Origin of the sequence: Coleofasciculus sp. G3-WIS-01 (genome assembly GCF_040223135.1) — a bacterium.
Classification (GTDB): domain Bacteria; phylum Cyanobacteriota; class Cyanobacteriia; order Cyanobacteriales; family Coleofasciculaceae; genus Coleofasciculus.
The window spans coordinates 1-6,813 of record NZ_JAVJZI010000127.1 but is presented as its reverse complement, the minus strand read 5'-3'; the positions used below and the strand labels follow the sequence as shown (position 1 = coordinate 6,813).

At 44.4% G+C, this 6,813-nt stretch carries 8 protein-coding genes; 3 read left to right on the top strand and 5 right to left on the bottom strand.

Going from position 1 to position 6,813, the window contains the following annotated elements; translation table 11 throughout:
* Positions 1-244: 244 nt before the first annotated feature.
* Positions 245-457: a photosystem II assembly protein Psb35 gene (gene psb35 / locus RIM23_RS12670; RefSeq protein ID WP_446335292.1), complete on the top strand. Its 213-nt coding sequence runs from the start codon at positions 245-247 to the stop codon at positions 455-457.
* A gap of 110 nt (positions 458-567) precedes the next feature.
* Here psb35 and RIM23_RS12665 read toward each other — a convergent pair whose 3' ends face one another.
* The 3 genes from RIM23_RS12665 to RIM23_RS12655 form a co-directional block, all read right to left on the bottom strand.
* Positions 568-1,128 carry a cyclic nucleotide-binding domain-containing protein gene (locus tag RIM23_RS12665; RefSeq protein WP_446361151.1) on the bottom strand — a complete coding sequence of 187 codons (561 nt, stop codon included), beginning with the start codon at positions 1,126-1,128 and terminating at the stop codon, positions 568-570.
* A 199-nt stretch (positions 1,129-1,327) separates the two neighbouring features.
* Positions 1,328-1,900 carry a hypothetical protein gene (locus RIM23_RS12660; RefSeq protein WP_446367570.1) on the bottom strand — a complete coding sequence of 191 codons (573 nt, stop codon included), beginning with the start codon at positions 1,898-1,900 and terminating at the stop codon, positions 1,328-1,330.
* A gap of 353 nt (positions 1,901-2,253) precedes the next feature.
* Positions 2,254-3,075, bottom strand: a complete 822-nt coding sequence (locus tag RIM23_RS12655; RefSeq protein WP_446367568.1) for a protease complex subunit PrcB family protein — start codon at positions 3,073-3,075, stop codon at positions 2,254-2,256.
* Between the two features lie 152 nt (positions 3,076-3,227).
* On the opposite strand from RIM23_RS12655, the gene uvrC reads away from it, so the two are divergent.
* Positions 3,228-5,255: an excinuclease ABC subunit UvrC gene (gene uvrC, locus RIM23_RS12650; protein WP_446367566.1), complete on the top strand. Its 2,028-nt coding sequence runs from the start codon at positions 3,228-3,230 to the stop codon at positions 5,253-5,255.
* Entirely contained in the window at positions 5,252-5,560 is a 309-nt protein-coding gene (locus RIM23_RS12645; protein ID WP_446367564.1) for a hypothetical protein, read from the top strand. The genes uvrC and RIM23_RS12645 overlap by 4 nt, the downstream gene beginning before the upstream one ends.
* Positions 5,561-5,727: 167 nt before the next feature.
* Here the strand turns inward: RIM23_RS12645 and RIM23_RS12640 are convergent, their stop codons facing one another.
* Positions 5,728-6,582 (bottom strand): Uma2 family endonuclease, encoded by an 855-nt coding sequence (locus tag RIM23_RS12640; RefSeq protein WP_446367562.1) that lies wholly within the window; start codon positions 6,580-6,582, stop codon positions 5,728-5,730.
* Between the two features lie 17 nt (positions 6,583-6,599).
* On the bottom strand, positions 6,600-6,813 hold a 214-nt coding region (locus RIM23_RS12635), incomplete at its 5' end, for a hypothetical protein (RefSeq protein WP_446367560.1).

Sequence of the window (6,813 nt, the reverse complement as noted above, 5' to 3'; positions counted from 1 at the left end):
TTAATCGTAGACACGATTACTACTGCGTCTCTAACTGGGAGCCGTTGGTTAAGGCTGATATCGAGCAACAATGCCGGGTATCAGCCAAGCATAAGCGTTAACGGTTATCGACCAAAAGTTACACCGTGGACTTATACCAAGGCAGAATTACTTATGGGTAGGTTTGTCTAGGTTTTTAGAAGCGGTGATAGATACGTCTGTCAAGTTTTGATAGGATAACCAAAATAGGATAAGGAGTGAATCTATGAATTTATTAATGGAAGCAGCAGCGGCTCAAGGGTCTCAATTTCCTTTCTCGTTTACATTGGTTTATGTTGTCGGCTTTATTGCTGCTGTAGTGCTTGGCTCTATCGCCTGGTATAACTCTAAGCGTCCAGTCGGTTGGGAAAATAAGGAACGTCCTGACATTGTACCCAAGGTTGATAAAGAGGCTGCGAGTCCACCGAAAAAAGGCTAAACTCTAGATCGGGAGGAAGTCAAATCTTTTATAGGACGGAGGGATTGAACACAAAGATGTATCGGATAATACACAAGTTCGAGAATCTCTCCCCCTCTCCCCTGCACCCATTACTCTGGAAGCACCGCATGCTCATTATTTCGCAAACGCCTCAGTAACCAATCAAATCGGGCTTGGGCAAGAGGTACATTATCAACGACTTCTTGGGATAGTTCTTCGGTCTCACTATCGTCTTTGAGCCAATCAGTTGTAGCATAACCCAGATATCGAACCGTACCCCGCAGTCGAGTAGATAGAAAAATAGCGATCGCGCGATAGAAGCGTGAGGCAAATCCTTGGTCTTTTTGGAGTTTTTCCAGCAGATGATGGCGAGGAATCGATAATATTAGAGAGTTTTCCACAGTTTGAACGGTAGCAGAGGGAGGACGAGTATCTGCGAAGGACATTTCCCCCACAACCGCACCACTGGTTAGTCGAGCGATTGTCTTGCCTTGCAACGCTGAAACGGATACCGACAACGTTCCCTCCAGCAGAATCAGGAGAGTATTGATGGGTTTGCCTTCCTCAATCAGGATGGTTCCGGCGGCAACTTCCTTTCGGTTTCCCACCGCGATCATCCAATCCATGTCATCATCATTAAGTTCACCCAGTAAAAAAAATACTTTTTTCATTTTTGTCATTTTTCATTTTCGTCATTTGTCATTTGTCCGGCGATGGGTGAAAACCTGCCAGATTGGTTAAAATTATAGCCTTTGCCAAAAGCGCGATCGCTCCCCCTGGGGTTGTCTGGCAGAATTTCCTGTTCAGGGAAACTTTAGCCCCCATAGACCCGTCTTGCCCGATCATAGACCGATTTAGGGGAAACATGACCTAAACCCAAACGGTAAAAACATAGATGAAATAGGCTAAATAGGAAACTCCAATTAGCCCCACACTAATTCTACCTGTCATGGATTGGTAGGTTTGGAATAGTACAACGCAGCTGATAATGACGGCGAGGATTTCCACAATGGTGACAATTGTGCCGTAATGATTGGGGTCCCAATAGGAAACTGGACTCTGGAACCGCCAATTGGAAAAGGGGAAAAAATGCCGATGGGCATCATTATGATGCAGGGGAAAATCACCGACAATATGTAAAAATATGCTGGAGAAAAAGATTATTCCTATTTTGGAACCTAACCAGCCTGTGAAAAATAAACCAAAGATAATTAGAGGGATGGAGTTGAAAATGTCAATAAAGTTTTGCCAGTTTTCTTTGTAATACGCTTCTCGCCAAATAATTCCTTCAGGTGTGCCTTTTATCACTTTTTCAACAAAGTAGAATACAAACATGGGAGCATCGGGGAGGAATGCACCGACTACGACTGGGGTGAGGATATTGGCGGTATCCTGACGCCCTAGGCATAGCATATTAATCATGATGTGGGCTGGGGTATTCATGGTAGATTGGACTGGAAACGCTTTGATCAAGCCCTAATTATTTTATTGTAATTGTGGGGTGGGTTAGGCGGATATTTAATTAGGGAAATAACTGTTAAATTTTATATACGCTGTAACCCACTAGACCCTTCTCTGTCTGACATTAAGTCCGGTAGCGGGGATTTTTTTTAACGCAGAGGGACGCAGAGGTAAGCGCAGAGGGACGCAGAGTTTTTTGTCAGAAATAATCCTGGATATGAGCAAACTGAATACAGTTTTTGACTGATACAGCAGAGTAATAGGGTTTAAGTCATGGAACAACCTTTCCCCATTTTCTGTGTCCTATTCCCTGTTCTCAGTTTCCTTTCTTGACGTTAATCGCAGTTCATTATCTCAGTTTTACGGTTGAATTGAACAGGTAAATCTACTCGTTTTACCGTAACTAAATGATAAGGTTGAGTGATTGCCATTGTTGTAACACAGTTTTGTCCGGGTTGCTGTTCTACAGCATTAATCACCAGCTTACCTTCTTCGATCACGATATCTTTAATTTCAATACTATATCCACCATTGGGTTTATTCCCTAACCCAATTCCAATCACTATGCTTTCCGTCCAGTTAACTTGGGGTAAGGGTGGTGTTTGAGAAGAATTTTCATTAAAATTTGTCCAAAATTGCTGCCAATTTTCGGAATTGCGAATCACCGTTTCAAATGGTTTTCCTATTGCAGAGTATAAGCCTTTAGATAAGGATTTTAAGGGGACAGTATCTGAAGGCGTTTCTTGGTTTTCTAACATCTTTAAATCCTCTTGGGCTTGAGTTAATAGCTTTGTCCCACTGCACAGGGATGTGGTTAACTTATTATCTGAAATTGAGGCATAGACTAAGTAAGATTCTCCTTCCACAAAGTTGAAGCCGCAACTGGCGCTGGACTCTGGTGTCATCACCATTAATCGGCGTCTTTCTTCTCCTTTCCAAACTTCGGCAACTTCAAACATGACTCTTTTTTGTTGGGACGAGAATTCTAGACGTCTGGGATTTTGTCGGGGAGTGACGACATTAAAAACTCTACCCGAAAAGACTGCATTAGCGGATTCAAAATGTTGCTCCGGGGTAGAGGGTAAACAACTACAAGCTTGAGCTGATTCTGCTGATATTATAAAGAGACTGGCGGCGAGCATGAGTATTTTTTTCATTGTTCAAACTCCTAATAGTTTTCTTGGGTAAACCGTCTAGAATTATCCGATTTTCCCTTTGACCTCTTGTCCGGATAAAATGTTCCATGTCTCATGTATAAAAAAAGGTTTTATCATAAGGATAAGATGAGTAAGCGAGATGATCAACATCTGTGGTATCCTCTGCTAAAGTAACCCCTCTAGTCAATAATCCCGATCGCCTAGAACTTCGCCTGAAAGAAATCCCCGGCGAACCTGGGGTGTATTTAATGCGTGACGGGAGCGATCGCATCCTCTATATTGGTAAATCAAAGAAGCTGCGATCGCGCGTTCGTTCCTATTTCCGTAACGCCCAACCCCTAAGCCCCCGTATCGCTATGATGGTGCGTCAGGTGGCGGAGATTGAGTTCATTGTTACTGATACGGAAGCGGAAGCCCTAGCATTAGAAGCGAATTTAGTCAAGCAGCATCAGCCTTATTTTAATGTGCTGCTCAAAGATGATAAGAAATATCCCTATGTTTGTATTACTTGGTCAGAAGACTATCCGCGTATCTTTATTACCCGCAAGCGTAACCTGAGAAAGGAAAAGGATCGCTATTATGGTCCTTATGTGGATGTCGGGTTGCTGCGAAGTACATTACACCTACTTAAGCAGATTTTCCCCCAACGCCAGCGCCCTCGTCCTCTGTTTAAAGACCGTCCCTGTCTTAACTATGATATTGGGCGTTGTCCTGGCGTTTGTCAACAGCTAATTTCGCCCCAGGAGTATCGCCATACAGTGCAAAAAATGGCGATGGTGTTTCAGGGACGAACGGGGGAACTGATTGATATCCTAACTCGGAATATGGAACAAGCGGCGGAATCGCTGAACTTTGAGTTAGCCGCGAAAATTCGGGATCAGATTAAAGGGTTGAACGCCCTGAGTGCTGACCAAAAAGTTGCCCTACCTGATGATACCGTATCACGGGATGCGATCGCGCTCTCGGCAGATGCCAATAATGCTTGTATTCAATTATTCCAGATTCGTGCCGGTCGGTTAGTGGGGCGGTTGGGATTTTTCGCCGAGGTTCCGACTGGGGGAATTGAATTGGGGGCTATTTTACAACGGGTATTAGAAGATCATTACCAAACCGTTGACTCGGTAGAAATTCCTAGTGAGATTTTAGTTCAGCATGAGTTATCGGATGCGGAATTATTGGTAGATTGGTTAAGTGAACGGAAAGGGCGTAAAGTTACTATTTTAGTTCCCCAACGGCAAACTAAAGCCGAATTAATTGAAATGGTGGAACGGAATGCTAGATATGAGTTGGAACGGACTCAGAAATTCGCAGCTCGCAATACCCAAGCCATGGAGGATTTAGCCGCTATTTTAGATTTACCCGATTTACCCCATCGGATTGAAGGGTATGATATTTCTCACATTCAGGGCGCCAATGCGGTAGCCTCTCAGGTGGTGTTTATTAATGGAATACCAGCTAAGCAACATTATCGCCACTATAAGATCAAAAATCCCACAGTAACGATTGGTCATTCCGATGATTTTGCCAGTTTAGCTGAAGTGATTCGTCGCCGTTTTCGCAAATATAAAGATGTAGGGGCTCTTTTGACTGATACCATTTCCCCACAAACCGATAACATAACTAAACCCGTTCTTTCAAACCACAAGGAAAACCCAGATGTAGGGGCTCTTTTCACTGATACCATTTCCCCACAAACCGATAACATAACTAAACCCGCCCTTTCCAGAGAACAGGGGATCTCTGATGATTTTCCCGATTTAATTATGATTGATGGCGGTAAAGGACAACTCTCCGCCGTGGTGGCGGTATTGCAGGATATGAACCTATTGGATAAAGTCCGGGTAGTGAGTTTAGCTAAGCAACGGGAGGAAATTTTTCTCCCTGGTGAATCCTTTCCCCTCCCCACAGATGCAGAACAACCGGGGGTGCAATTATTGCGGCGTTTACGAGATGAGGCGCACCGTTTTGCGGTGAGTTTCCATCGACAGCAACGCAGTGATAAATTACGCCGTTCTCGTTTAGATGAAATTCCCGGATTAGGATTTGTGCGCCAAAAACAGCTATTGGCACATTTTCGTTCCATTGATTATATTCGAGAAGCATCAGTACAACAGCTTGCTGAAGTTCCGGGAATTGGTTTGCGTTTAGCCGAAGATATTTATTCCTATTTTCATCCATGAGAAGTAAGTCCCCCACGATTCAATCCTCTGGCGTCTGGCTACTGTGGGCGGTGATTGGGTTAGAAATTAGTTTGGGATTGATTTATCTGTGGGGGATTGTGGTGAGGGGAAAGGCGTATCCCCTATTTAATATGGATGGGCAAATGACGATTCCCTCATTAATCCAAGGGCTGCAACTGTTGATTATTGGCTTAATTGCCTTGAGTTTACTGCTATTTCAACTCCATACCTCCCTTCCACCCTCTCGCCTTTTTTGTGGCGCGATCGCAGTAGACACATCGATTAGGACAAAGGCACCATTGTAGAGACGCGCCATGGCGCGTCTCTACATAGACGCGCCATGGCGCGTCTCTACATAAATGATGTGTCCTAACAGCTATGGCGGTTGCTATATAATACCAAATCCGGGTTAGCTACCCCTATTATAAACCAGTCCGCGCAGGCGGACGAAAGGGCCAGTGTAGCAGCGATTTCAATCGCCTCCTCTTGCTAGGGAGTTAACCTCCTCAATGGGTAAACCTAAGGCTTCTGCTATCTGATCTGCGGTTAATCCCATTGCGAATAATTTGGGAATGGCTTCTCTTCGGGCAATTTCTGCTTGTTCAGCCCGTTGTCTTTCTTGTTCAGCCCGTTGTCTTTCTTGTTCGGCTCTCTCACTTCCTGTTAGGAGTAAATTACCCTGACTATCCCACCAGCGCAACCAAATTTGAGTTTGATTTTGATAGGTTCCTTGGAGTAATCCTAATTCGATACCTAAAGGTTCAATGGGATAGTGGTTTCGCGAATTAGGAGACATCGGGCGGTAGGAACCATTGATTAGATGATAAACCTCTAAATGGTTCCGATTGATTTCAAAAATACCATAGTAAGGAATCCGGAGAATCTGCTCATAAACCCAAAACTTACCGGGTTTCGTTTTTTTTCCTTGAGATGAGCGGGATAAAGGCGTTTGATCTCGCTCTTCGGAACCATCGCCACTGGCAAATTCTAAAGCAATCATTGGTGCGATAAATTCGTGCCAGATCACGTAAGAACGGCGAATTTGACCATCTAATTTTGGGGGAACATTAGGCACATAAAACCAATCGGGAGCTTCTGCTCCTTTTTCCGGGGGTTCTGTCTGTCGCCAGTAGATGCCACAATCTTGTCCAATGGCATATTGTCCATCGGGATGAATTCTTTCTAGAATAGGTCCGAGGGAGTCTGTGAGAATAAGGCTTTGGGGATGCTCCTGAAAATTCTTCACGAATTCGCCATCTGATTCAGGGAGTTGGGTATGATCCGGGAACGGAGGAGGTAGAACGGTAGGTTCCAGACTCTGGCTCATGAGAATTGCATCGGCGATCAGATTGCCCTATTATAACGATTATCCGCGATCGCAGCCGTAGAGACGTTCCGGTAGCATGTTTCCTGGGAATTACCGTTCAAGCGATGGGTGAAGGCTCCCACGCTCTTTAGCTGGGAGATGAAACCGAGCGAACCGTCTAGGTAGCGAATAAATTCGCCAGTCAAATAATTCGGATAACGTTCTACTATTGTGGTAATGTAAATACAAGTC

What these genes read in the sequence shown, in the direction of transcription:
- psb35 (WP_446335292.1), top strand. Translation starts at nt 245, where the DNA reads ATGAATTTATTAATGGAAGCAGCAGCGGCTCAAGGGTCTCAATTTCCT.
- RIM23_RS12665 (WP_446361151.1), bottom strand. Translation starts at nt 1,128, where the DNA reads ATGAAAAAAGTATTTTTTTTACTGGGTGAACTTAATGATGATGACATG.
- RIM23_RS12660 (WP_446367570.1), bottom strand. Translation starts at nt 1,900, where the DNA reads ATGAATACCCCAGCCCACATCATGATTAATATGCTATGCCTAGGGCGT.
- RIM23_RS12655 (WP_446367568.1), bottom strand. Translation starts at nt 3,075, where the DNA reads ATGAAAAAAATACTCATGCTCGCCGCCAGTCTCTTTATAATATCAGCA.
- RIM23_RS12645 (WP_446367564.1), top strand. Translation starts at nt 5,252, where the DNA reads ATGAGAAGTAAGTCCCCCACGATTCAATCCTCTGGCGTCTGGCTACTG.
- RIM23_RS12640 (WP_446367562.1), bottom strand. Translation starts at nt 6,582, where the DNA reads ATGAGCCAGAGTCTGGAACCTACCGTTCTACCTCCTCCGTTCCCGGAT.